We start from the raw sequence: 22,719 nt of genomic DNA, 5'->3' as shown, positions 1-22,719 counted from the left end.
ATCCCATGCTGCGCATGACCAACCTGAGCAAGGTGTACCGCACCCACATGATCGAGACCCACGCGCTGCGCGGTTTCGAGATCGAAGTCAAGCAGGGCGAATTCGTCACCGTGACCGGTCCCTCCGGTTCCGGCAAGACCAGCTTCCTGAACATCGCCGGCTTGCTGGAAGAATTCACCTCGGGCGAGTACATCCTCGACGGCGTCAACGTAAAAGGCCTGGACGACAGCGCCCGCTCGCGCCTGCGCAACGAGAAGCTGGGCTTCATCTTCCAGGGATTCAACCTGATCCCCGACCTGAACCTGTTCGACAACGTCGACGTGCCGCTGCGCTACCGCGGCTTCAACAAGACCGAGCGCAAGGAGCGCATCGAGGACGCGCTCAGCAAGGTCGGCCTGGCGTCGCGCATGAAGCACTTCCCGGCCGAGCTGTCCGGCGGCCAGCAGCAGCGTGTGGCGATCGCGCGCGCGCTGGCCGGCTCACCCAAGCTGCTGCTGGCCGACGAACCGACCGGCAACCTGGACACGCAGATGGCGCGCGGCGTGATGGAGCTGCTGGAAGAGATCAACGCGGCCGGCACCACCATCCTGATGGTGACCCACGACCCGGAGCTGGCGGTGCGCACCCATCGCAACGTGCACATCATCGACGGCCAGGTCTCGGACCTGGTGCGCAAGGGCCCGACCCTGGTCGACGCCAAGACTGCCGCGGCGTCGGCATAAGGAGCCAAGCGCCATGTTCTCCTATTACTTCAAGCTGGGCGTGCGCAGCCTGCGCCGCAATCCTGCCCTGACCGCCCTGATGGTGCTGACCCTGGCCATCGGCGTGGCCGCCAGCGTGTCCACGCTCACCATCCTGCACATGATGTCGGGCGACCCGATCCCCGCCAAGAGCGACCGCCTGTTCGTGCCGCACGTGGACAACGGCCCGGTCGAGGGCTGGTCGCCGAGCGACGGTCCGAACGACGACCAGCTGGGCTACATCGACGCCGCCAATTTCCTCAAGAGCGGCCAGGGCGAGCGCCGCACCGCCATGTACGGCGTCTATCAGCCGATCGAACCGCCGCGCACCGACATCCCGGCCTTCACCGCTTCCGGCCTGGCCCCGACCCGCGACTTCTTCGCCATGTTCGACGTTCCCTTCCTGCACGGCCAGCCCTGGACCGAGGCCGACGATGCGCGCGGCGCCGATGTGGTGGTGCTGGGCCGCGCGGTCGCCGAAAAGCTGTTCGGCGAGGCCAGCCCGGTCGGCAAGCAGATCAGGATCGGCGGTTCCCCGTACACGGTGGTCGGCGTGCTGGACAGCTGGAATCCGCTGCCGCGCTACTACCGGCTGATCGGCGGCAGCCGCTTCGGCAATTCCGAAGAATTCTTCATCCCGTTCTCGACCGCGCTGCGCCATGAAATGGGCCACAACGGCAGCATGAACTGCAGCGCCAACCGCGACCCCGGCTTCGCCAACCTCCTGACTTCGGAATGCACCTGGATCCAGGCCTGGTTCGAGACCAGGAGCAGCGGCGACCGCGCCGAACTGCAGTCCTGGCTCGACAACTATGCAAGCGAGCAGCGCAAGCTGGGCCGCCTGAAGCGCAATGCGCCGAACAAGCTGTACGACGTGATGGAGTGGATGGAGCACATGAAGGTGGTCGGCAACGACAGCAAGCTGTCGGCCTGGCTGGCGTTCGGCTTCCTGATCCTGTGCCTGGTCAATACTGTCGGCCTGCTGCTGGCGAAGTTCTCGGTGCGCGCCTCCGAGATCGGCGTGCGCCGCGCGCTTGGCGCCTCGCGCCGCGACGTGTTCCAGCAATTCCTGATCGAGACCGGCGTGGTCGGCCTGGTCGGGGGCGTGCTCGGCCTGGTGCTGTCCTTCGGCGCGCTGGCCCTGATCGGCATGCAGAGCAAGGGCATGGCGGCGGTCGCCCGCATGGACTGGCAGATGCTGATGCTGACCTTCCTCATGTCCGTCACCGCCGCCATCGTCGCCGGCCTGCTGCCGACCTGGCGCGCCTGCCAGGTGACCCCGGCCATCCAGCTGAAATCGCAATAAGAACGAGAGAGCCCATCATGGAAATCAAACCCATCCTGTCCGCGCTGATGCGCAACAAGACCGGTCCGGTCCTGGTCGCGCTGCAGGTCGCGCTGAGCCTGGCGATCCTGGCCAACGCCCTGCATGTCGTCAACGAGCGCCGCGAAGTCGCGGCGCGCCCGAGCGGCCTGTCGGACGAGGCGGCGACCTTCTACTTCAACGTGCGCAACCTGAACAGCGACGGCCCCGAGCAGATGCTCGCCACCATGAAGCGCGAAGCCGAGGTGCTGCGCGCGGTGCCGGGCGTGGTCTCGGTGGCGAACGTGTCGCAGATGCCGATCTCGGGCAGCGGCAGCACCAACAGCGTCGCGCTCGACCGGCGCCAGGAGCGCGAGAGCGCGCTGGCCTCGGTGTACTTCTCGGGCGACTCGGTGATCAAGACCTTCGGCCTGAAGATCGTCGAAGGCCGCGACTTCCTGCCGCAGGAACTGGTCGACCTCAACGAGCTCGAAAGCCGCGAGCTGCCCAAGCACCTGGTCATCACCAAGGCGCTGGCCGACAAGCTGTGGCCGGGCGCCTCCGCGATCGGCAAGACGATGTACTTCGGCACCGGCCCGGACGCCCTGGGCGCCCAGATCGTCGGCGTGGTCGAGCGCCTGCAGTCGGCCCACGGCGACCTGGGCGAACGCGGCGAGTGGGCGGCGCTGGTTCCGGCGCGCCTGTACGGCAATCCCGGCGCCCTGTACGCCGTTCGCGCCGAAGCGGGCCAGCGCGACCGCGTCATGAAGGAAGCGGAGGAAGCGCTGCGCAAGTCCTCGGCGACGCCGATGATCCTGGAAGCCAAGACGGTCACGGAAGACCGCCAGAAGCGCTACCGCGGCGACGTCGCCCTGTCGTGGATGCTGATCACCGTCAGCGTGCTGCTGCTCCTGATTACCTGCTCGGGCATCGTCGGCATGGCCAGCCTGTGGGTCACCCAGCGCCGCAAGCAGATCGGCGTGCGCCGCGCCCTGGGTGCGCGCAAGGTCGACATCCTGCGCTACTTCATCACCGAAAACGTCATGATCACCAGCGCCGGCGTGTTCGGCGGCGTGCTGCTGGGCCTGGGCCTGAACCACCTCCTGGTGACCAGGCTCGAAATGGCGCGCCTCCCGGCCGAGTACCTGATCGGCGGCGCGATCGTGTTCTGGGCGCTGGGCATCCTGGCGGCCTACGGTCCGGCGTGGCGCGCGGCGAGCATTTCGCCGGCGACCGCCACCCGTAGTGCCTGATGACAACGAAGCAATGCTAAACTTGTCCTCATGCCCACCGTACTGATCATCGACGACAACGCCGCGGTCGCCATCGCGCTCGACGTCCTGTTCTCCCTCCACGACATCGCCGCGCTGCGCGCGGCCTCGCCCGAGGAAGGACTGGACATCCTCGGGCGCGAGCACGTGGACCTGGTCATCCAGGACATGAACTTCACGGCCGACACGACCTCCGGCGAGGAAGGCGTGGCGCTGTTCCGCGACATCCGCCGGCGCCACCCGGACCTGCCGGTGATCCTGCTCACCGCGTGGACCCACCTGGATGCCGCGGTGGAGCTGATCAAGGCCGGCGCTGCCGATTACCTCTCCAAGCCCTGGAACGACGAGCGCCTGCTCACCACGGTCACCAACCTGATCGAGCTGGGCCAGGCCAACCGCGCCCTGAACCAGCGCCTGCAGCGCGAGCGCAAGGCCAAGCGCGAACTGGAGCAGAACTTCGACCTGCGCGGCCTGGTCTGGCAAGACCCGGCCACCGAGCACGTGCTCACCCTGGCCTGCCAGGTGGCGCGCGCCGACGTGCCGGTGCTGATCACCGGTCCGAACGGCACCGGCAAGGAGCGCATCGCCGAGATCATCCAGGCCAACTCGCAGGTGGCCGACGGCCCCTTCGTGGTGCTGAACTGCGGCGCCCTGCCCTCCGAGCTGATCGAGGCCGAGCTGTTCGGCGCCGAGGCCGGGGCCTATACCGGCGCTTCCAAGGCGCGCGAAGGCAAGTTCGAGGCCGCCGACGGCGGCACCCTGTTCCTGGACGAGATCGGCAACCTGCCGCTGGCCGGCCAGATGAAACTGCTGCGCGTGCTGGAAACCGGGCGCTTCGAGCGCCTCGGCTCCAACCGCGAGCGCCAGGTGAAGGTGCGCGTGATCAGCGCCACCAATGCGGACCTCGGCGCCATGATCCGCGCTGGCACCTTCCGCGAAGACCTGTTCTACCGCCTGAACGTGATCGAGCTGCGCCTGCCGCCGCTGAGCGCGCGGCCGGGCGACATCCTGCCGCTGGCGCTGTCCTTCCTGCGCGGGAAGACGCTGCATCCCTCAAGCGAAAGCGCACTGCTAGCCCACCACTGGCCCGGCAACGTGCGCGAACTGAAGAACGTGATGGCGCGCGCCAGCCTGCTGGCGCAAGGCGATGTCATCAAGGCGGCGGACCTCGGGCTGCCGGTGACCGTGGCGGCCACACCCGATACGGAACCGGACCGCGAGGCCATCGTGCAGGCGCTGGCGCGCGCCGGCGGCGTGGTGGCGCAGGCCTCGAGCGAACTGGGCCTGTCGCGCCAGGCCCTGTACCGGCGCATGGAGCGGCTCGGCATCGCCAGGCCGGCATGAAGCGCCACGGGTTCCGGCTCTCGCTGGTCACGCGCTGGTCGGCGCTGGTCGGCACCCTGCTGGCCCTCGGCATGCTGATCGCGCTCGGGCTGGACCACCTGTTCCCCGAGCATCCGGCGCTGGTCTTCGTCATCTGCTTGGTGGCGATCGTCCCGATCGCCGTCATCACCATCCGCACCCAGATCCAGCCGATCCTGTCGCTGTTCCGCGCCCTCGAGGGCACGGTGGCGAGCTACCGCGACGGCGACTTTTCCTTCAGCCTGCACTGGCCGCAGAACGACGAACTGGCCGACCTGATCGCCGCCCACAACGACCTGGGCCAGGTGCTGCGCGAACAACGCCTCGGCCTGGTGCAGCGCGAGCTGCTGCTCGACACCATGGTCCAGAACACCCCGGTGGCCATGCTCCTGGTGACCGACTTCGCCGCCGGCACCGGCACCGCGGCCGGCACCATCGTCTACGCCAACCTGGCCGCGCGCCAGCTGCTGTCCGAAGGCCGCAAGCTCGAAGGGCACGGCTTGGGCGACATCCTGGAAACCGCGGCCCCGGCCCTGAAAGAGGCGCTGGCGCGCGGCGGCGACGGCCTGTTCACCGCCGGCGATGGCGAGGACGAAGAGGTCTACCACCTGGCCCGGAGCGCCTTTACGCTCAACGGCCGGCGCCACGAACTGCTGCTGCTGCGCCACCTGACCACCGAACTGCGGCGCCAGGAAGTGCAGACCTGGAAGAAGGTGATCCGCGTGATCAGCCATGAACTGAACAATTCGCTGGCGCCGCTGGCCTCGCTCGCGCACTCGGGTGCGGAACTGGTGCGGCGCGGACAGACCGAGCGCCTGCCGCAGATCCTGCAGACCATCGGCGAGCGCACCCGCCACCTCGAAACCTTCATCCTGGGCTATGCGCGCTTCGCCAAGCTCCCCGCCCCGCGCCTCGAAGCCCGTCCCTGGGGTGTGTTCGTGGACCGGCTGGCCGACCAGGTGCCGTTCCGCCTGCTCGGCGACTTGCCGCAGGAGCCGGCCTGGATCGACGCGCCCCAGATGGAACAGGCCCTGCTGAACCTGCTCAAGAATGCCCACGAATCCGGATCCAGGCCCGAGGACGTCGGGCTGCAGGTGCGCCGCGTGCAGGAAGCCTTGCGCATCGACGTGCTGGACCGCGGCACCGGCATGAGCGACGCCGTGCTGACCAACGCCCTGGTCCCCTTCTATTCCACCAAGCGCAGCGGCACCGGCCTCGGGCTGGCGCTGGCGCGCGAGATCGCCGAGGCCCACGGCGGGCGCATCTCGCTCTCCAACCGCGAGGGCGGCGGCTTGGCCGTCACCCTCATCCTGCCAGCGCTGCCGGGAACCCACACCCCATGAGCATGCAAGCATGCGCATGCTGAAGATTATCGGCAAGGACACGTCGATCAACGTGCGCAAGGTGCTGTGGACCTGCCTCGAGCTCGGGCAGCCCTTCGAGCGCGAGGATTGGCACGAGGGACACGCCGGGCTGAACCCGAACAAGCTGGCGCCGGTACTGGTGGACGAGGGTTTCGTGCTGTGGGAATCGAACACGATCTGCCGCTACCTCTGCAACCGGTACGGCGAACAGGGCGCCGCCGCCTTGCTCCCTCCCGGTGTGCGCGATCGTGCCAGCGTCGAGCAATGGATGGACTGGCAGGCCACCGACCTGAACACGGCCTGGCGCCATGCTTTCATGGCGCTGGTGCGCAAGCACCCGGCTTACCAGGACCCGGCGCAGGTCGAGGCCAGCATCGCCGCCTGGAACCGCCACATCGGCATCCTCGATGCCCAGCTGCGCGCCACCGGCGCCTACGCCGCGGGCAGCGCCTTCACGCTAGCCGACGTCGTGCTGGGACTGTCGGTGAACCGCTGGATGATGACGCCCATGGACAAGCCGGACTTGCGCCACGTGGCGGCCTATGTCGAGCGCCTGGGCGAACGGCCGGGTTTCCGCGAGTTCGGACGCAACGGCATTGCATAGGGTGGACGGCTCTGCGGTCCGCGCGTTCAAATCCGGCAAGATCTGATGCGCGGCTAACCATCGTCCTGTTGGACGCGCGGTCGGCGAAGCCGACCACCCTACGGTATCATTCGGCTGTTATGCCTCCTTCCTACGCCCGCATCGATCCCCGCTTCGCCCAGCCGGGCCATCCACCCGCCACCATCGACGAGTTCGACGGCGTGCGCTTCCTGCACCTTGGCACCTCCTGGGTGCAGGGCGCGATGCGCCTGTCCAAGCCGGATGCGATCGAGCTCGAATACGTGCAGATGATGATGATGTGGACGCTGTTCATCCAGGACCCGCGCCGCATCGTCCAGCTGGGCCTGGGCAGCGCGGCCCTGACCAAGTTCTGCTACCGGCGCTTTCCCGGTGCGCGCGTGAGCGTGGCTGAACTGAACCCGAACGTGATCGCCATCTGCCGCGCCCTGTTCGGCCTGCCCGAAAACGACGCGCGCCTGGACGTGCGCGAGATGAATGCGCTCGACTTCGTGCTCGATGCCGGCAACCACGGCCAGGTCGACGTGCTGCAGGTGGACCTGTACGACCACGACGCGCGCGGGCCGGTGCTCGATTCGCTGGAGTTCTACCAGGGCTGCCATGACTGCTTGAGCAACAATGGCATCATGACCGCCAACGTGTTCGGCGACTTCGACAGCTACGACAAGAACCTGCTCACCATGCAGCAGGTGTTCGACGCCGTGGTGTGGCTGCCCGAGGTGCATGATGCCAACATCGTGGTGCTGGCCTTCAAGCAGGCGCCCGAGCTTGATTTTTCGGTGCTGTATGAACGTGCCGGCGAAATCCGGCGCCACCTGAACCTGCCGGGCAAGAAGTGGGTGGATGGACTGAAGGAGTGGATGCGCGACCACGCGTAAGGCAGCGCTAGCGTCCCTGCTGGCCCGCCGCCGTCCTGCGCAGGTAGGCCGAAATCGGTATGCACGAGGAGATTACCCATCGTGGATGCCTGCCCCGTGTGAATGGCGCGCATCACCCGAGAGTGTTGTCGATTGCACAGCTCAGATTTGTATTTACATGAATACTTGTCCCGAATCAATTTGTTAGAGCTAAACAAGACCTAACTTTTGTGATGGCATAACTTCTCACAAGAGGACAAGATGGTGAATCAATCGACCAGGCGGGTAGCGCTTGCAACGGCACTGGCATCGGCCATGGCACCGGCGTTTGCGCAGGAAGCGGCGGGCACCCAGGACCAGAAAGAGACGGCGACCGTGATCGTGCTGGGTTCGCGGACCCAGGCCAAGAGCGCGCTGGAGACCGCCGTGCCGGTCGGCCTGATCAGCGCGAAAGACCTCCAGTCAGCCGGCTCGCTCGAACTCGGCAAGGTGCTGCAGGACCTCGACCCCTCGTTCAATTTCACCACGACGTTCATCAGCGACGGCACCGACATCATCCGCCCCGCCACCCTGCGCGGCCTCGGTCCGGACCAGCTGCTGGTGCTGGTAAATGGCAAGCGGCGCCACCAGCAGGCGCTTATCAACGTGCAGCAGACCATCGGCCGCGGCTCGGCCGGCACCGACATCAATGCGATTCCCCTGTCCGCCATCCAGTCGATCGAGGTCCTGCGCGACGGCGCAGCCGCGCAGTACGGCTCGGACGCGATCGCCGGCGTGATCAACATCGTCCTGAAGAAGGGCGTGACCGATACCCAGCTCAGCGCCAGCCTCGGCACCACCCGAGAAGGCGACGGCGACACCTATACCGCCAGCGCGCACAAGGGCTTCGCCCTCGGCCTCGACGGCGGCTACCTGAACCTCTCGGCGGAAGGCCGGCGCCGCAACGACACCAACCGCGCCGGCCCGGACACACTGCGTGTCGACCCGCCGCGCGTCACCCAGCGCATCGGCGACAGCCTGGCCAAGGATGGCTACCTGTGGCTGAACGCCGCGCTGCCGATGGGCGGCGGCGAGTTGTACAGCTTTGGCGGCGCCTCGAAGCGCAAGGGCGATTCCTCGGGCTTCTTCCGCTCGGCGGGCGACGCGCGCAACGTGCCGGCCGTCTATCCGAACGGCTTCCTGCCGAACATCATCACCACCGTGAAGGATGCCTCGCTGGGCCTGGGCTACAAGCACGACCTGAGCGGCGACTGGAGCGTGGACCTGAGCGTCAACCACGGCCGCAGCGAGCTCGGTTTCCACGAGCGCAACTCGATCAACGTCAGCTACTACTACGAGAACGGCAGCTCGCCCTTGGCGGCCGATACCGGCAAGCTGAAGTTCGACCAGACCACGCTGAACCTCGACGTCAAGGGCTCGATCGCCGTCGCCGGCGCCCCGCTCCACATCGGCGCCGGTTTCGAATGGCGCCGGGATAACTACCGGATCGTGGCCGGCGACCCGGTCTCGTACCAGTACGGCCGCAGCAACGATCCGCGCAAGATCATCCGCGACCAGAGCGGCGGCATCGCCGCTTCCGGCATCCAGGGCTTCCCGGGCTACACGCCGGGCACCGAAGTGGACGATGGCCGCCGCAATACCGCCTACTACGTCGACTTGGAACGCAAGCTGGGCGACGCGCTCGCATTGGGCGCAGCCCTGCGCCACGAGCGCTACTCGGACTTCGGCAACACCACCATCGGCAAGCTGAGCTTGCGCTTCGATCCGTTGCGCGCCATCGGCCTGCGCGCCAGCGCGTCGACGGGCTTTCGTGCGCCGGGCGTGCAGCAAAAGTTCTACAGCTCGGTGTCGACCAACCTGAACGCCGCCGGCGTGCTGACCGAGACCCTGACCGCGCGCGAGAACAGCGCCGTGACCCGCGCCTTCGGCATCGCGCCGCTGCAGGAAGAGACCTCAAAAAGCGCCAGCATCGGCATGATCCTGCGCCCGACCCGCAACTTCTCGGTGACGGCCGACCTGTACCGCACCAACATCGACGACCGCATCGTGTTCTCGTCGAACATCGCGCCAGAGTCCGGCCCCTGCCCGACCGCAGCAAGCTGCCCGATCCGCGCCATCCTCGACCCGCTGCGCGTGGGCCAGGCGCAGTTCTTCACCAACGCGATCGACACCGGCACCACCGGCTTCGACCTGGTGGCGCAACACACCACGCGCGCCCAGGGCGCGACCCTGGTACTGTCCGGCCAGCTCGGCTTCAACCGCACCAGGGTGAAGGACCGCCATTCGCAATCGGCGGTCTTGACGGGCACCCAGCTGTTCGACGACACCCAGGTGACCTTGATCGAGAAAGGCCAGCCGCGCCAGCACCACGTGGTGGCGGCCGACTACACGCTCGGACAGTGGAACGCGACGGCGCGCGCGAACTACTTCGGCGAAGTGGAAGGCCAGGGCTTCACGCCCGGCTTCATCCAGACCTGGTCGGCCAAGTGGATCGTCGATCTCACCGGGCGCTACAACTTCACCAGAAACATGAGCCTGAGCGCGGGTGTCAACAACCTGTTCGATACCTATCCGACCAGGTGGGATCCGGTGAAAGCGGCGCCCTTCCCGCAGCTGGGCTTTACGTATTGCTGGGAGACGTGCCCGTTCGGGATCAATGGGCGGTCGTATTACGTGAAGGCTGATTACGCGTTTTAGGAACGCGTTCCGCGACCGGGATCGCGAGCACTTCCAGCACCCGGCTCGCGCCCACTCCGACCTTCTCGCCGCCACCCATCAGGAAGACGCGGTTGCCGACGGCCGCCGCGCCATGCCCATGCCGTGGCGTCGGCATGGGCGGCAGGGCCGACCAGCGGTCGGTCCCGGGGTCATACACCCAGGCCTCGGCAAACACCTTGCTGGACGGGACGAACTGCTCGCCGCCAAAGGCATACAGCTTGCCGTCATGGGCGGCCGCGGCCAGGCCGCCTTGCGCCTGGGGCATCGGCGCCCTGGTCTCCCAGCGCCTGGTAGCGGTGTCGTAGACCTCCAGCGTCGCCAGGTTGACCGGCCGCTGCCTGCCGTCGGCCTGCTTGACCATCTGGCGTCCGCCCACCACGTAGATCTTGTCGCCGATGACGCCGGCGGCCGCGCTGTTGCGTGCGCTGGGCGCGTCAGGGATGCGCTCCCAGCGCTTGGTGCGCGTGTCCAGCGCCTCACCCCGAGCGGTATCCGCATGCGCGTTGATGTGCGCCGCCTCCGGGCCGGTCGGGACACGTCCGCCGATGAAGTAGATCCTGTCCTTGACGGTGGCGACCACGCCTTCGGCCCTGGGCTGTGGCAAGGACGGCCCGGCCGACCACCGGTTGGCCTGGGCGTCATAGACGAACACGGTTGCATGGGCGCGCCAGTCCGGAATGGCGCCGGAGAAGCCGCCGATGCCATAGACCTTGCCGCCGGCCTCGGCCAACGCGATGTGGTGCCGGCCTTCGGGCAAGGGCGCGAGCGTGGTCCAGCGGCCCGCTTGCACGTCATAGGCTTCGACATGGTCGGTAAAGCCCGGTGCCTGCGAGAGCACGCCGCCTGCCACGATGATCTTCTCACCCACCACGGCGGGATAGATTTCCTGCCGCGCCACGGTGGCATCGGCAGCGCGCGACCAGCTCACGGTCTGCGCCGCGGCCTGGCAAGAGGTGGCGAACAGCGCCATGGCCAGCACGGCCGGAAGAATCGACTTCAATGTGCCTCCTTCGATCAACGGCGCTCGCGCCACCAGAGCAGCAGCATCGCCAAGGTAAAGGCGAGCGCGAACGGCCAGGCCGGGAAGGCGCGCGCCGCGCCCGCCATGGCGTTCGCCGGCGTCCGTGCGGCATAACGCGCCGTGGCATCGCGGCGCTGCGCGGCCTGCCATTGCGGCCAGTCACCCGGCGCATACACGTAGACCGCATGCGTGCCCGCCCTGGCATCCTCTACCCGCAGCCAGCCCGACCGCTCCGGCCAGACGGCCACGCAGGCGGCGTCAAGACGCGACGTCCAGGACCGCACCAGCTTCAGGTCCGGGAAAGCTACTTCACCCTTCACGCCGCGCGCGCACAGCTCCATGCGCCGGCCCGGCAGCGGCAGTTCTTCCGGCTCCAACCATTCGACTTCTCTCGAAACGTCGATGCCCACGCGGTCCAGCACGCCCTGCCACCACAGCGCCAGCGCCTGCGGCTCGGTGATCGCATGGCGGTGCCATTCACTGGCGCCGAGCCAGGCGATGCGGCCCTTCTGCCAGCCGCGGGTCCATACCAGGTCGTCAGTGCCAGTCCATTCGCCCGCTTCACGCGCGGCGGGGTTCAGCCGCGCCACCGGCAGCTCCAGCGGCCGATCGATCTTCCTGTCCGCCGGCTGCGCCTGCAGGCGCAAGCCCAGCGTGCGCGACCAGACGCCGGGATCATTGGCGTTCGCGCCCAGCACCAGGAGCGGCAGGCCGCCGGCCACGCGGCCCAGCAGCGCCGAGCGTTCCGCGCCGGTGGCGCGCTCGAACCAGGCGGCGTCGATCACGAGCAGGTTCGGCGCCTTCATCTCGGCCAAAGGCAGTTCGGTGCGCGTGATGGCGCGGCCCAGCACCACTTGCCAGTCGAGCAGTGCGCCGCTGCCGGCCAGCAGCTCGTTCAGGGTACGCAGGTCGAAGGACGGCGCGCCGAATCGGCCCTGCACCTGCAGGATGCTCGGCTCGACGATGGTCAGCGGCAGCGGACCTTCGGCGATGGTCTTGCCGGCGCCATCGAGCAGGCGCGCCTTGAGCACCAGGCGCTCTGCCAGGGGCGGCATCCAGTTCACCACCAGGTCGCCCGTGCCGCGCGCATCGGCGATGAGCTGGCCGTTCTCGGCCAGCAGTTGCAGGCGTGCCTCTGTCTGATCGTCGCGCTGCACCCGCAAGGTAAAGCTGCGGCCGAGCGCCAGCTGGCGCGGATAATGCAGGCGCAGGGTGCCGCCTTCCGGGCGCTGCCACTGCAGCGGCAGCGCAGGCAGGTCGTCCCACTGGGCGGCGCGCAGGCCGTCGCCCTTCACCGCGAAGGCGCGCACGCCATCCAGCGCCGGCGCCGGCGCCGCCGGATCGAGGACGAGCGTGCGGCCCGCATCGCCCGGCATGCGGATGCCGGCCGCGAACAGGCCGAGCGCCGCCGCGGCGACCAGCACCAGCAGCGCGTCGATGAACTTGCCGCGCCAGGCATACAGGCCGGCGCTGGCGACACCGGCCAAGCCGATCAGGGCCAGCATGAGGTTTGTGCTCATCATCATTTCATCCCCTCACGCCAGGCGCGCACCAAGGGCGTCTCGACCGCTGGCTTGGCCTGCAGCAGCACCTTGCCCTGCCCCGCGCCCTGGCGCAGCCAGGCGCGCAGCACCGGGCGGCAGGCAAGGCAACCGTCAGCCACGTCCTGGATCGCCTTCTGGGCCGACAGGCGCTGATCGTCGTCCTGCAGGCGCTCGCGCACCCAGTCGTGCGCGCCGCGGGTCCACAGGGCCGGCAGCGGGCCGTCCCCAAGCAGCGCCTGCACCAGCTGGCCTAGCTCGTCCGGCACGCGTTTGTCGGCGCCATCCTGCTCGCGGCGGTAGCTGACGGTCCCGTCCATGTCGCCGGTCATGCGCTTTTCTTCCTTGATCGGCGGCGGAACGAAAGCGGTCTTGTGCAGATAGATGCGTTCGGCCTGCTGCAGCTCCTTGATCGCTTCCAGGGCCTTGTGCTCGGGCGCCAGGGCGGCTTTCGGCGTGATCGCACGCAAGGCTTTCTCGGCATCCCACATCGCCACCAGCGCGCGGCGCAGCACTTTTTTCGTCCCTTCGTCGTACAGCGTCGCGTTCTCGGCTTCGTCGTGGGCGTGGCCGTACTGGTGCAGGATGTCCTGGGTGCTGCCGCCTTCGCCCGGACCATGGTCGTCGTGGTCGTCATGGTCGTCGTCGCCGTCCGTGAACAGCGAGGATTCCTCGCCCAGGAACTGGCCGTAGCGGCGGCGTAGCGCGCCCTGGTCGCTGGCGATCCGCTGGCTGCGCTCGACCACTTCGTCCCTGGCGATCTTCTGGGTGCGCATGTCGGCGATCAGCTGCTCGGTATCGATGATGATCTGGCGCTGGCTGCGCAAGCTCTGCGGCTTGACCAGCATCGGCATGGCGGCGCTGTCCTCTTCCGCGTCCTCCATTGGCGCCGGCAGGCGCAAGGTGTAGGTGGGCGACTGCACCGTGTGCGGGCGGGCCGCGTTGTCGGTGGCGCGCACGAAAAAGTACAGTTCGTCGCCGGGCTCCATGCCGAGTTCCGCCAACGTCCAGTTCTTCGACCAGTTGCGCTGCTTCGGATCGGGCGATGCCGGCAGCGGCATCTCGCGGTCGGTGAAGCGGATGTTCTCGCCGCTGCCGCGCGCCAGCGTCATGTGCAGGGTGGCGCGCTTGATGAGGTAGTCGTCACGCACCTTCACGGCCATGGCCGCGCTGATGGCCGTCTCGGAAAGCTCCTGCACCATCTGGGTCGGGGCGGTGATCGTGATTTCCGGCGGCTGGTCGGGGATGACCCTGACCGTATAGCGCTTGCCCTGCCAGCGCCAGAACACCGATTCGGTCGCAGTCCAGCGCGCGCATTCCTTGCCCGGCTTGAGCACCTGGCCCGTGCTGAGCTCAATGGTTTCCTCCGCGGCCGACGGGTCCTTCAGGCACCAGGTCAGCATGGTCTGCTCCGGCACCTGCAGGTCCTTCGGCGCCGACGCGATGGCGGCCACGCCGGTGTAGGCCGGCGGCGCGGCGCGCACCACCAGCTGGCTCGTTGCCGGCGCTGCGATCGCCGCCGGCAGCTTGCCGGACGCCGCGGCAAGGCCCTGCTGCGGCGCGGCGGTGGCGAACCAGACGGCCGCGGCGCCCGCCACGCTGCCCAGCAGCCAGGGCAGGCCAAGCATCACACGGCCGCGTACGATGCGGCGCAGTTCCTGGTTGGTGAGACTGGCATCAAGGCGCTCGAGGATGCGGCGGCGCTGGAGCTGGGCGACCGGGGTCGGCGCATGCTCGAGCAGCGCGCTGCTGTCTTCCATCTCCGGCACGGCGCCGTCGAGCCAAGAGGTCCACTCGACGCCGACGCGGCGGCGCAGGATGGCCCAGTCCAAGGCGCACCACATGGTCCAGGCGATCAGGCCCGGAGCGGAGCGGATCAGCAGCCACGGCAGGGCGCCGGCAATCCACAAGGGCAGCCGGCGCAGCTGGGCCGCACGCCAGACGCGTTTGACGATCTCAGCGCCGTCTTGCATGCGTGAGACTCCTTTCAAGTACGAACAATGCCGCAAGCAACGCCATCAGCATGTCGCGCAGCGCGCCGCTCGGTTCCGGCGCACGCACCGCGCCTGACGCCTCGAACACACGCGATGGCACCGTGTAGGCCGGCGGTCCGGCGTGCAGGCGCTGCCAGTTTTCCAGCAGCGTGCGCGCGGCGTCGGCCGACGCCGGCGGCCAGGTTTTTGCATGCCATAGACGGCCGCGCGCGCTGTCGGCGTAGCGCAGGCCGTCCAGCTGCTGCGCCTTGCCCAGTTCCGGGAAGGCGGCGATGTCGGTGACGAGCCACAATGGCGCGCGCAGCGATGCCGGCGGCGCCTCCTTGCGGTCCCAGACGATGAGCGAGGTCCTTGGGCCCGGCGCCGCATCGACGGCAATCCCTTCCAGGGCGAACACGCGGCGCCACTGCTCCGGGCGCTCGCTGGCGATGTAGACACGGCGCTCGACCTTCTCCGGCGGGCGCGCCAGGGTGCGTAGTTCGATCTTGCGGCCGAATTCCGGCACCAGCGCCGGCATCGGCACGTCGCCCAGCACCAGCAGGCGGGCGTCAGGCCGCCATTCGCGCTGGTGGGCGCGCAGCCAGGTGAGCGCTTGCTGCCCCGGCATGACGAGGCGGTCGGCCTTGGCCAGTCCGGCCGGCGCCGCCTGCGCATCGGCCCACTTGGCATCGGTGCCGGCCGCGACGATGACGGTATCGCCGCGCCAGGGCATGACCGGATCGGCCAGCCAGGCGATGAGGGTGGCCAGCATCAGGCAGCGCACCAGCAGCAGCACGAGGTCCTTCCACCGCCACTCGCGCGTCTGGCGCGGTTCGGCGCGCGGCAGGAAGCGGCTGGTGGCCAGCACCTCGGCCTTGTGCTGCTCGCGCTTGCGGCGGTGCCACCAGACCGGCAGCAGCAGGATCGGTAATGCGAACCACCACAGCTGGTTCATGAACGGCTCCCGGGACGGCGCAGCCAGAGGCGCAGGACCTCACCCGGCGGCTGCTCGATGCGCGCGGCGACGATCGGGATATCGCTCTTGCGGCAGGCCGCGGTGACGGTGGCGAAATGCGCCTCGCGGTTCTGGCGATAGCCTTCCTTCAGGTCGGCGCCGAAGCGGTAGACGCCCCCGCTGTCGTCTTTCCTCTGCTCCGGATCACGGTAGGCCAGGTTCGAAGAAAAACTGGCGTCCACTTCCGCCTGCGTCTGCAGGCACAGCACGCGCACGTCGTGGCGCATGCCGCGCAGGCGGACCAGGGCCTGCGACAGCGGCGACGGCCAGTCGAGCAGGTCGCTGGCGGTAAAAATGACGCTGGGGGACTGGGCAAAATGCAGGCTGGCACGCAAGGTAGCGGCGTCCGGCAGTTCGCCCTCCGCCTGCACGCGGCTCAGCTGCAGCAGCACGCGCTGGAGCTGGCGCGGCCCGCGCATGGCCGGCGTGAACGCTACCCTCCCGCCGTTCAGGACCACCAGGCCGAAGGCGTCGCCCTGGCGCTGGGCGATGGCCGCCACGCAGCCGAGCAAGGTGCGCGCATAGGCCAGCTTGTCGACCCCCGCTACCAGCCGGCTGGGTTCCAGCATCGAGGCGCTGGCGTCCAGCACCAGCCAGACCGCCACGTGGCTGTCGCGCTCGGCCTCGCGCACGAAATAGCGGTCGGCGCGGGCCAGCAGTTTCCAGTCGACGCGGCGCCATTCGTCCCCGGGCGCATAGGCCCGGTACTCGGAGAATTCAACGCCCGCCCCACGCTCGCGCCCGGCGTGGATGCCGTGGCCGAGCCCCGCCAGCACATGACGGATCACGAGGTCGAGCTTTTGCGTGTGCGCGATCAGCGCGGTCTTCGCCAGCGACAAGATTAATCGACCCGGATCTCGTTGCGCAGGGATTGCAGGATGTCGGCGATGGCGATGCCGTCGGCCTCGGCCTCGAAGTTGCGCAGCACGCGGTGCGCCAGCACCGGCAGCAGCATGGCCTGGATATCGTCGCGCGTGACCGCCAGGCGTCCCTGCATCAGGGCCCGCGCCTTCGAGGCCAGCACCAGGGCCTGGCCGGCGCGCGGGCCGGCGCCCCAGCCGATGTGCTGCTTGACCGCCGCCACCGTGGTGAGGGCCGGACGGGTATTGCGCACCAGGCGCGTCGCGTAGCGCAGCAGGTGTTCGCCGATCTCGATGTCGCGCACCAGCTGCTGCAGGCGCAGCAGGGTCTCGACCGTCGTCGCCGGTTCGGCGTCGTCCAGGCCGGCGTGCGTGGTGCGCGAGACCATCAGCACCTCTTCGTCCTCGGTCGGGTAGACCACGTCGATGCGCAACAGGAAGCGGTCGAGCTGGGCTTCCGGCAGCGGATAGGTGCCGGCCTGCTCGATCGGGTTCTGCGTGGCGAGCACGAAGAAGGGGCGCGGAAGCTTGTGGGTCGTGCCGGCGAAGGTGACGGCCCGTTCCTGCATCGCTTCCAGCAATGCCGACTGGGTCTTGGGCGGCGCGCGGTTGATCTCGTCCGCCAGCAGCACCTGGGTGAACACGGGGCCTTGCTGGAAGCGGAACACGCGCTGGCGCGTGACGCTGTCTTCTTCCAGGATCTCGGTGCCGACGATATCCGAGGGCATCAGGTCCGGCGTGAACTGCACCCGGCGGAACGCCATGTCGGTGGCCTGCGCCAGCGACTTCACCAGCAAGGTCTTGCCCAGGCCCGGCACGCCCTCGACCAGCGCGTGGCCGCCCGCCAGCAGGCAGGTCACCAGCAAGTCGACCACGTCTTCCTGCCCGATGATGACGCGCGCCATGCTGGCCTTCAGGGCGCCGACCTTCGCCGTCAGCTCGGCAATTTCCGTTTCACTCCACGCTACCACTTCACGTTCAGCCACCGCTTACGCTCCCAACGCATATTGAATGATATTGACCGCGAAGCGGGTGTTGTCGACCGCGAGAAACCGCTTGTTGCGGAAGTCGTAGTCCCACTCGCATCCGTAGTCCTTGTTCGAGTACAGCAGGCGGATGCGCCCGCCGAACTCGATCGCCTTCAGGTACTCGTGCACCAGGTCGTCGCCCCAGCCATTGAGTTCCCCACCAGTGGTCGGCGGCCCGTCGAACTTGAAGAAGCAGGAATACAGCGGATGCGTATTCGGAATCTTCTTGAGTGCGGAGGCGCCGAACATCTTGACCATCTCGGCCTCGAAGGACTTGGCGAACAGCCCGTCGATGTCGTGGTTGCAGTCGTCGACAAAGACGAAGCCGCCGCCGCGCACGTACTTTTCGAGGTTGCGCCGCTCGGCCGGGGTGAATTGCACCAGCTTGTGCCCCGCGAAATAGCAGAACGGCGCCTGCAGCATCTTCGGATCCGACAGGGCGACGATGCGCTCCGCCGGATCCACCCGCAGCGTGGTGTACTCGACGAGCGAGTTCAGCACGTTGCTGGGCATACGGATATCCACGTCCCAGTCGCCCGATTCGTAGCTCAGGCGCGTGAAGTAGAAATCGTAGTTCGCCATTTAGACTGCGTCTGAGAGCGAGGTGAAGTTGAAGTCGCGGACCTTCATCGGCGGCAGCACCATCTGGAACGGCACCTCGTCGCCACCGATGATCTCGGGCTTGCCCAGTTCGTCGATGTTGTTGAGGATGGTGACCGGGCTTTCGTTGAAGCGGAAGTTCTTCACCGGGTGCTTGATCTTGCCGTTCTCGACGTAGAAGGTGCCGTCGCGGGTCAGGCCGGTAATCAGGAGCGACTGCGGGTCCACCATGCGGATGTACCAGGTGCGGGTGACCACGATGCCCTTCTTGGTGCCGGCGACCAGCTCTTCCAGCGACTTGGTGCCGCCGGCCATGATCATGTTGCCGTGGCCCGCGGTGGCCTGGTTGCCGGTCTTCTGCGCCCAGAACGGCGAGTAGCCGAGGGAGGCGACGCGGCCGTTCTTGATCAGGTCGGTGCGCTTGCGGGCGATCAGGGTCTGGCTGTCCCATGGGGCCACCGGCACGTCCGGGTTCCACGGGTCGGCCCAGATGTTCACCTGCTCGTCGAACAGCTTCTCGCCCAGGCGGTTGCCGCCGCCCTTCTTGGCCAGGAAGCTGCGGCCCTCGTCGGCGGCGCGCGCACCAAAGGAGCTGAACATGTTGCCGAGGATTTCCGAGGTTGCCGCCGGCTCCAGGATCACGGTGTAGCGGCCCGGCTCGAGCGCTTTCGCGTCGACCGAGCGCAGCGCCTTGTCGATCGCGATCTCAGCCGCCTCGGCCGCGTTGAAGCGGCGCGCATCGACCGCCGAGCGGGTCACCCAGCCCGAACCGCGGCCGTCTTCCGTGCGCGCGGTGCAGGTGAAGGACAGGTCGGTGAATTCCTGGAAGCCGAACACGCCCTTCGAGTTGGCGATGCAGGCAAACCGGGTGCTGTCGGTGAAGAAGCCGGCGGTGACCAGCTTCTTGGCGCGCGCCTGGCCGATCGACGCGGCCGCCACTTCGGCGCGGTAGGCCGGGTCGATGGCGGCGGTGCTCGGAACAAAAGTCCTGGTGAGCTGGTATTCCTGCTTGCCGACGGCCGGCACGAATTCCGGATTCTCCGGCGCCAGGCGCGCCAGTTCCTCGGCGCGGCGCACGGCCTTTTCCAGCGACTTGTCGTCGAACTCGTTGATGACGGCGGTGCCGACGCGCTTGCCGAAGGCCACGCGCACGGCCAGCTGGGTGTCTTCGGTCAGGCCGGCGGTCGACACGCTGTTGCGTGCGAAGCGGATGTTACCGGTGCGGTTGCCTTCGATCGAGACGGTGCATTCGTCGGCTTTCGAGAGACCGATCACGCGGTCGGCGATGCGTTTTGCTTCTTCCTGGTTCAGCTGTTTCATATTGTCCCCTTCCCTCAACCGATCTTGCGTGCGGTGTTGATGACGTTGATGCCATTGAAGCGCGCGGTACTCGAACCATGCGAGACGGCGCTCACCTGGCTCGGCTGGCCTTTGCCGTCGAAGAACGAGCCGCCCATGCGCCAGTCGCGCTCGTCGCAGATGGCCGAGCAGGCGTTCCAGAATTCCTGGGTATTGGTCTGGTAGGCCACGTCTTCCAGCTGGCCGGTGATCTTGCCGTTCTTGATCTCATAGAACAGCGTGCCGCCGAACTGCGAGTTGTAGCGCTGCTGGTCGATCGAGTAGGAACCGCGGCCCAGGATGTAGATGCCCTTCTTGACATCCTTGACCATCTCGTCCGGGGTCAGGCGCGCCTTGCCCGCTTCCAGCGAGATGTTCGGCATGCGCTGGAACTGGATGGTGCTCCAGCTGTCGGCGTAGGAGCAGCCGTGCGATTCCTTCTCGCCGATGATATGGGCCTGGTCGCGCGTGGCCTGGTAGTTGACCAGGATGCCGTTGCGGATGATGTCCCACTTCTTGGCCGGCACGCCTTCGTCGTCGTAGCCGATCAGGCCGAGCGAGCCCGGCGTGGTGCGGTCGGCAACGAAGTTCACGCGCTCGGAACCGTACTTGAATTTCTTCGACTCCCACTTGTCCAGGCCGACGAAGCTGGTGCCGGCGTAGTTGGCTTCGTAGCCGAGCACGCGGTCCAGTTCCGTCGGGTGTCCGACGTTCTCGTGGATGGTCAGGAACAGGTGTTCGGGCGACAGCACCAGGTCGTACTTGCCCGGCTCGACCGACTTGGCGGTGAGCTTGTCGCGCGCCTGCTTGCCCGCCAGCCTGGCGTCCTCGATGATGTCGTAGGAGTTGGTGTACAGGGTGGTCACGCCGCCGGCGGCCTGCACCTTGTCGCTGGCCTTGGCGTCGAAGTATTCGTAGCCCATGCTCACCGGCGAAGACAGGCCCGCGCGCGAGCGGAACTTGCCGCTGGCCTTGTCGACCGCGGTGGCGTTGATCGGCGCCCACAGGCGGTGGATGTCCTGGTCGATGTAGGAGCCGTCGGTGGAGGCGAAGTACTTCTGCTGGTTGATCTGGAACAGCGACGCGGTCATGAAGCTCGCGCCGGCTGCCATGCCCGCCTTGTTGGCGGCGATCAGCATCTCGGCCTTGTCCTTGACCGGGATGTTGCGCCAGTCCTTCTTGACCGGGGTGGCCCAGGCCACTTCGCCCACGCCTTTGACCGGGGCGAGGCGCACCGGTTCGGTCTGCAGCTTGGCGTTGGCCTTGGCGATGGCCACCGCCTGGCGCGCGGCGTTGGCGATGCCGTCCGGGGTCAGGCCGTTGGTCGAGGCGAAGCCGTAGGCGCCGCCCGCGATCACGCGCACGCCGACGCCGGTCGATTCGGTATTGCTGATGTTCTCGACGTTCAGGTCGCGCGTGATGATGAACTGGTTCAGGTAGCGTCCGATGCGCACGTCGCAATAGGACGCGCCGGCCTTGGTGGCGGCGTTCAGCGCGATGTCGGCCAGGGCCTTCTTGGCGCTGGTGGGCATGGCGCTCATCAGTTCATCGGCGGCGATGGCGTTGCCGAAGACGGGGATGAGCATGGCGCCCGCGGTGCCGGCGCCGATCTGGAGGAATTTACGACGTTCCATTTAAGTATCCGTATGGGGTTTCGTAGGGTGGGCGGCTTCGCCGCCCACGCGTTCAACCCGAGCGTGAGCAGACGTACAGTCTATTCATGCGTGATTTGAACGCGTGGGCGGGACACCCGCCCACCCTACGTTTTAGACTGCGTCCGACAGCGACGTGAAGTTGAAGTCGCGGATCTTCATCGCCGGAATCAGCATCGAATAATTCGCCTCGTCGCCGCCGATCACCAGCGGCTTGCCGATTTCGTCGATGTTGTTCAGCATGCTCACCGGGCTCTCGTTGAAGCGGAAGTTCTTGATCGGGTGCTTGACCTTGCCGTTCTCGATGTAGAAGGTGCCGTCGCGGGTCAGGCCCGTCACCAGCACCGACTGCGGGTCCACCATGCGGATGTACCAGGTGCGGGTCACCAGCACGCCCTTCTTGGTGTTGGCGATCAGCTCGGCCGTGCTCTTGTCGGTGCCGGCCATGATGATGTTGCCGGCCCGGCCGATGGCGCGCTGGCCCTTCTGCTTGGCCCAGTACTGCGAGTAGTTCAGCGCGTTGATGCGGCCATCCTTCACCAGGTGGGTCCGTTCGCGCGGCAGCATGTCGCTGTCCCACGGCAGCACCGGCACGTCCTTGTCCCACGGGTCGGACCAGATGTTGACCTGCTGGTCGAACAATTTGTCGCCCAGGCGGTTCTGGCCGCCCTTTTTAGAGAGGAAGCTGCGGCCCTCGTCGGCCATGCGGGCGTTGAAGCCGCCGATCATGAAGGTCAAGAGGTCGCTGGTGGCGGATGGCTCCATCACCACGGTGTAGCGGCCCGGCTCGAGGGCCTTGGCGTCCACCGAGCGCAGCGCCTTCTCGATGGCCACGTCGGCCGCTTCGCGCGGATCGAAACGGGCCACGTCGCGCGCCGAACGCTTGACCCAGCCCGAACCGCGGCCGTCTTCGGTGCGCACGGTACAGGTGAAGTCGAGCGAGGTGGCGACCTGGTGGCCGAACACGCCGTTCGAGTTGGCCACGGTTTCAAAGGTCTCGCGGTCGGTGAAGAAGCCGGCCGACACCAGGCCCTTCTTGCGGCAGGCTTCCATCGCGTAGGCGGCGGCCTGGGCGCGGAATTCCGGGTCGATCTCGGCGGTGCGCTTGACGTAGGTCTCGGACGACTTGTAGCCGGTCTTGGCGATCGCCGGCATGAATTCCGGATTCTCCGGCGCCAGGCGCGCCAGGTCCTCGGCGCGGCGCACGGCCTTTTCCAGCGACTTGTCGTCGAACTCGTTGATGGTGGCGGTGCCCTGGCGCTTGCCGAAGGCCACCTGCACGGTCAGGCGGGTGTCGTCGGCCAGGCCGGCGGTGGAGACCGCATTGCGGGCAAAACGGATGTTGCCGATGCGCGCGCCTTCGACGTTGACGGTGCACTCGTCGGCCTTCGACAGCGACAGCACCCGGTCGGTGATGCGCTTGGTCTGGTCCTGGGTAAGGATGCTCATGAGGG

Annotated in this window: 18 protein-coding genes; 8 read left to right on the top strand and 10 right to left on the bottom strand. The window is 67.5% G+C overall.

The window, feature by feature from the left end; genetic code table 11:
• The first annotated feature begins 5 nt into the window (after positions 1-5).
• The 8 genes from MasN3_RS03185 to MasN3_RS03150 all read left to right on the top strand — a co-directional run bounded on the left by MasN3_RS03185 (position 6) and on the right by MasN3_RS03150 (position 10,216).
• A complete protein-coding gene (locus MasN3_RS03185; RefSeq protein WP_281912260.1) occupies positions 6-722 on the top strand; it encodes an ABC transporter ATP-binding protein in 717 nt (238 codons plus the stop codon).
• Positions 723-735: 13 nt separating this feature from the next.
• Positions 736-2,046, top strand: coding sequence for an ABC transporter permease (locus tag MasN3_RS03180; RefSeq protein ID WP_281912258.1), 1,311 nt, complete (start codon positions 736-738; stop codon positions 2,044-2,046).
• Between the two features lie 17 nt (positions 2,047-2,063).
• Positions 2,064-3,296 (top strand): ABC transporter permease, encoded by a 1,233-nt coding sequence (locus MasN3_RS03175; protein WP_281912257.1) that lies wholly within the window; start codon positions 2,064-2,066, stop codon positions 3,294-3,296.
• A 30-nt stretch (positions 3,297-3,326) separates the two neighbouring features.
• Complete coding sequence (locus MasN3_RS03170) at positions 3,327-4,658, top strand: sigma-54-dependent transcriptional regulator (RefSeq protein WP_281912255.1); 1,332 nt, start codon at positions 3,327-3,329, stop codon at positions 4,656-4,658.
• On the top strand, positions 4,655-6,019 hold the full coding sequence (locus MasN3_RS03165; RefSeq protein WP_281912253.1) for a sensor histidine kinase: 1,365 nt from the start codon (positions 4,655-4,657) through the stop codon (positions 6,017-6,019). The genes MasN3_RS03170 and MasN3_RS03165 overlap by 4 nt, the downstream gene beginning before the upstream one ends.
• A gap of 16 nt (positions 6,020-6,035) precedes the next feature.
• A complete protein-coding gene (locus tag MasN3_RS03160) occupies positions 6,036-6,644 on the top strand; it encodes a glutathione S-transferase family protein (RefSeq protein ID WP_281912251.1) in 609 nt (202 codons plus the stop codon).
• 119 nt (positions 6,645-6,763) lie between these two features.
• Positions 6,764-7,540, top strand: coding sequence for a spermidine synthase (locus MasN3_RS03155; protein WP_281912249.1), 777 nt, complete (start codon positions 6,764-6,766; stop codon positions 7,538-7,540).
• Between the two features lie 294 nt (positions 7,541-7,834).
• Positions 7,835-10,216: a TonB-dependent receptor plug domain-containing protein gene (locus tag MasN3_RS03150; RefSeq protein WP_281912248.1), complete on the top strand. Its 2,382-nt coding sequence runs from the start codon at positions 7,835-7,837 to the stop codon at positions 10,214-10,216.
• Here MasN3_RS03150 and MasN3_RS03145 read toward each other — a convergent pair.
• The 10 genes from MasN3_RS03145 to MasN3_RS03100 all read right to left on the bottom strand — a co-directional run bounded on the left by MasN3_RS03145 (position 10,173) and on the right by MasN3_RS03100 (position 22,714).
• Positions 10,173-11,237, bottom strand: coding sequence for a Kelch repeat-containing protein (locus MasN3_RS03145; protein ID WP_281912245.1), 1,065 nt, complete (start codon positions 11,235-11,237; stop codon positions 10,173-10,175). The genes MasN3_RS03150 and MasN3_RS03145 overlap by 44 nt on opposite strands.
• A gap of 14 nt (positions 11,238-11,251) precedes the next feature.
• The gene (locus MasN3_RS03140) at positions 11,252-12,778 is read right to left on the bottom strand and encodes a hypothetical protein (RefSeq protein ID WP_281912244.1); all 1,527 of its coding nucleotides are present in this window, start codon (positions 12,776-12,778) and stop codon (positions 11,252-11,254) included.
• Between the two features lie 2 nt (positions 12,779-12,780).
• Positions 12,781-14,772 carry a DUF4175 family protein gene (locus MasN3_RS03135; protein WP_281912241.1) on the bottom strand — a complete coding sequence of 664 codons (1,992 nt, stop codon included), beginning with the start codon at positions 14,770-14,772 and terminating at the stop codon, positions 12,781-12,783.
• Positions 14,756-15,727, bottom strand: coding sequence for a BatA domain-containing protein (locus MasN3_RS03130; RefSeq protein WP_281912239.1), 972 nt, complete (start codon positions 15,725-15,727; stop codon positions 14,756-14,758). Before MasN3_RS03130 ends, MasN3_RS03135 begins: the two co-directional genes overlap by 17 nt.
• Positions 15,724-16,626 carry a DUF58 domain-containing protein gene (locus MasN3_RS03125; RefSeq protein WP_281912237.1) on the bottom strand — a complete coding sequence of 301 codons (903 nt, stop codon included), beginning with the start codon at positions 16,624-16,626 and terminating at the stop codon, positions 15,724-15,726. Before MasN3_RS03125 ends, MasN3_RS03130 begins: the two co-directional genes overlap by 4 nt.
• Positions 16,627-16,628: 2 nt before the next feature.
• Positions 16,629-17,633 carry an AAA family ATPase gene (locus MasN3_RS03120; RefSeq protein WP_281912235.1) on the bottom strand — a complete coding sequence of 335 codons (1,005 nt, stop codon included), beginning with the start codon at positions 17,631-17,633 and terminating at the stop codon, positions 16,629-16,631.
• Between the two features lie 3 nt (positions 17,634-17,636).
• The gene (locus MasN3_RS03115) at positions 17,637-18,257 is read right to left on the bottom strand and encodes a DUF4159 domain-containing protein (protein ID WP_281912234.1); all 621 of its coding nucleotides are present in this window, start codon (positions 18,255-18,257) and stop codon (positions 17,637-17,639) included.
• Positions 18,258-19,595, bottom strand: a complete 1,338-nt coding sequence (locus MasN3_RS03110) for a TldD/PmbA family protein (RefSeq protein ID WP_281912233.1) — start codon at positions 19,593-19,595, stop codon at positions 18,258-18,260.
• Between the two features lie 14 nt (positions 19,596-19,609).
• Positions 19,610-21,247: a TldD/PmbA family protein gene (locus tag MasN3_RS03105; RefSeq protein WP_281912230.1), complete on the bottom strand. Its 1,638-nt coding sequence runs from the start codon at positions 21,245-21,247 to the stop codon at positions 19,610-19,612.
• Between the two features lie 132 nt (positions 21,248-21,379).
• Positions 21,380-22,714, bottom strand: coding sequence for a TldD/PmbA family protein (locus tag MasN3_RS03100; protein ID WP_281912227.1), 1,335 nt, complete (start codon positions 22,712-22,714; stop codon positions 21,380-21,382).
• Positions 22,715-22,719: the final 5 nt, after the last annotated feature.

This window comes from Massilia varians (assembly GCF_027923905.1).
Taxonomy (GTDB): domain Bacteria; phylum Pseudomonadota; class Gammaproteobacteria; order Burkholderiales; family Burkholderiaceae_D; genus Telluria; species Telluria varians_B.
This window is presented reverse-complemented; position numbering and strand designations above follow the sequence as displayed.

Bases quoted from the DNA above. Each gene is read 5' to 3' on its own strand.
- MasN3_RS03155 (WP_281912249.1), top strand. From the start codon at position 6,764: ATGCCTCCTTCCTACGCCCGCATCGATCCCCGCTTCGCCCAGCCGGGC.
- MasN3_RS03150 (WP_281912248.1), top strand. From the start codon at position 7,835: ATGGCACCGGCGTTTGCGCAGGAAGCGGCGGGCACCCAGGACCAGAAA.
- MasN3_RS03165 (WP_281912253.1), top strand. From the start codon at position 4,655: ATGAAGCGCCACGGGTTCCGGCTCTCGCTGGTCACGCGCTGGTCGGCG.
- MasN3_RS03115 (WP_281912234.1), bottom strand. From the start codon at position 18,257: ATGGCGAACTACGATTTCTACTTCACGCGCCTGAGCTACGAATCGGGC.
- MasN3_RS03170 (WP_281912255.1), top strand. From the start codon at position 3,327: ATGCCCACCGTACTGATCATCGACGACAACGCCGCGGTCGCCATCGCG.
- MasN3_RS03105 (WP_281912230.1), bottom strand. From the start codon at position 21,247: ATGGAACGTCGTAAATTCCTCCAGATCGGCGCCGGCACCGCGGGCGCC.
- MasN3_RS03180 (WP_281912258.1), top strand. From the start codon at position 736: ATGTTCTCCTATTACTTCAAGCTGGGCGTGCGCAGCCTGCGCCGCAAT.
- MasN3_RS03110 (WP_281912233.1), bottom strand. From the start codon at position 19,595: ATGAAACAGCTGAACCAGGAAGAAGCAAAACGCATCGCCGACCGCGTG.
- MasN3_RS03100 (WP_281912227.1), bottom strand. From the start codon at position 22,714: ATGAGCATCCTTACCCAGGACCAGACCAAGCGCATCACCGACCGGGTG.
- MasN3_RS03135 (WP_281912241.1), bottom strand. From the start codon at position 14,772: ATGCAAGACGGCGCTGAGATCGTCAAACGCGTCTGGCGTGCGGCCCAG.
- MasN3_RS03185 (WP_281912260.1), top strand. From the start codon at position 6: ATGCTGCGCATGACCAACCTGAGCAAGGTGTACCGCACCCACATGATC.
- MasN3_RS03175 (WP_281912257.1), top strand. From the start codon at position 2,064: ATGGAAATCAAACCCATCCTGTCCGCGCTGATGCGCAACAAGACCGGT.
- MasN3_RS03130 (WP_281912239.1), bottom strand. From the start codon at position 15,727: ATGAACCAGCTGTGGTGGTTCGCATTACCGATCCTGCTGCTGCCGGTC.
- MasN3_RS03160 (WP_281912251.1), top strand. From the start codon at position 6,036: ATGCTGAAGATTATCGGCAAGGACACGTCGATCAACGTGCGCAAGGTG.
- MasN3_RS03140 (WP_281912244.1), bottom strand. From the start codon at position 12,778: ATGAGCACAAACCTCATGCTGGCCCTGATCGGCTTGGCCGGTGTCGCC.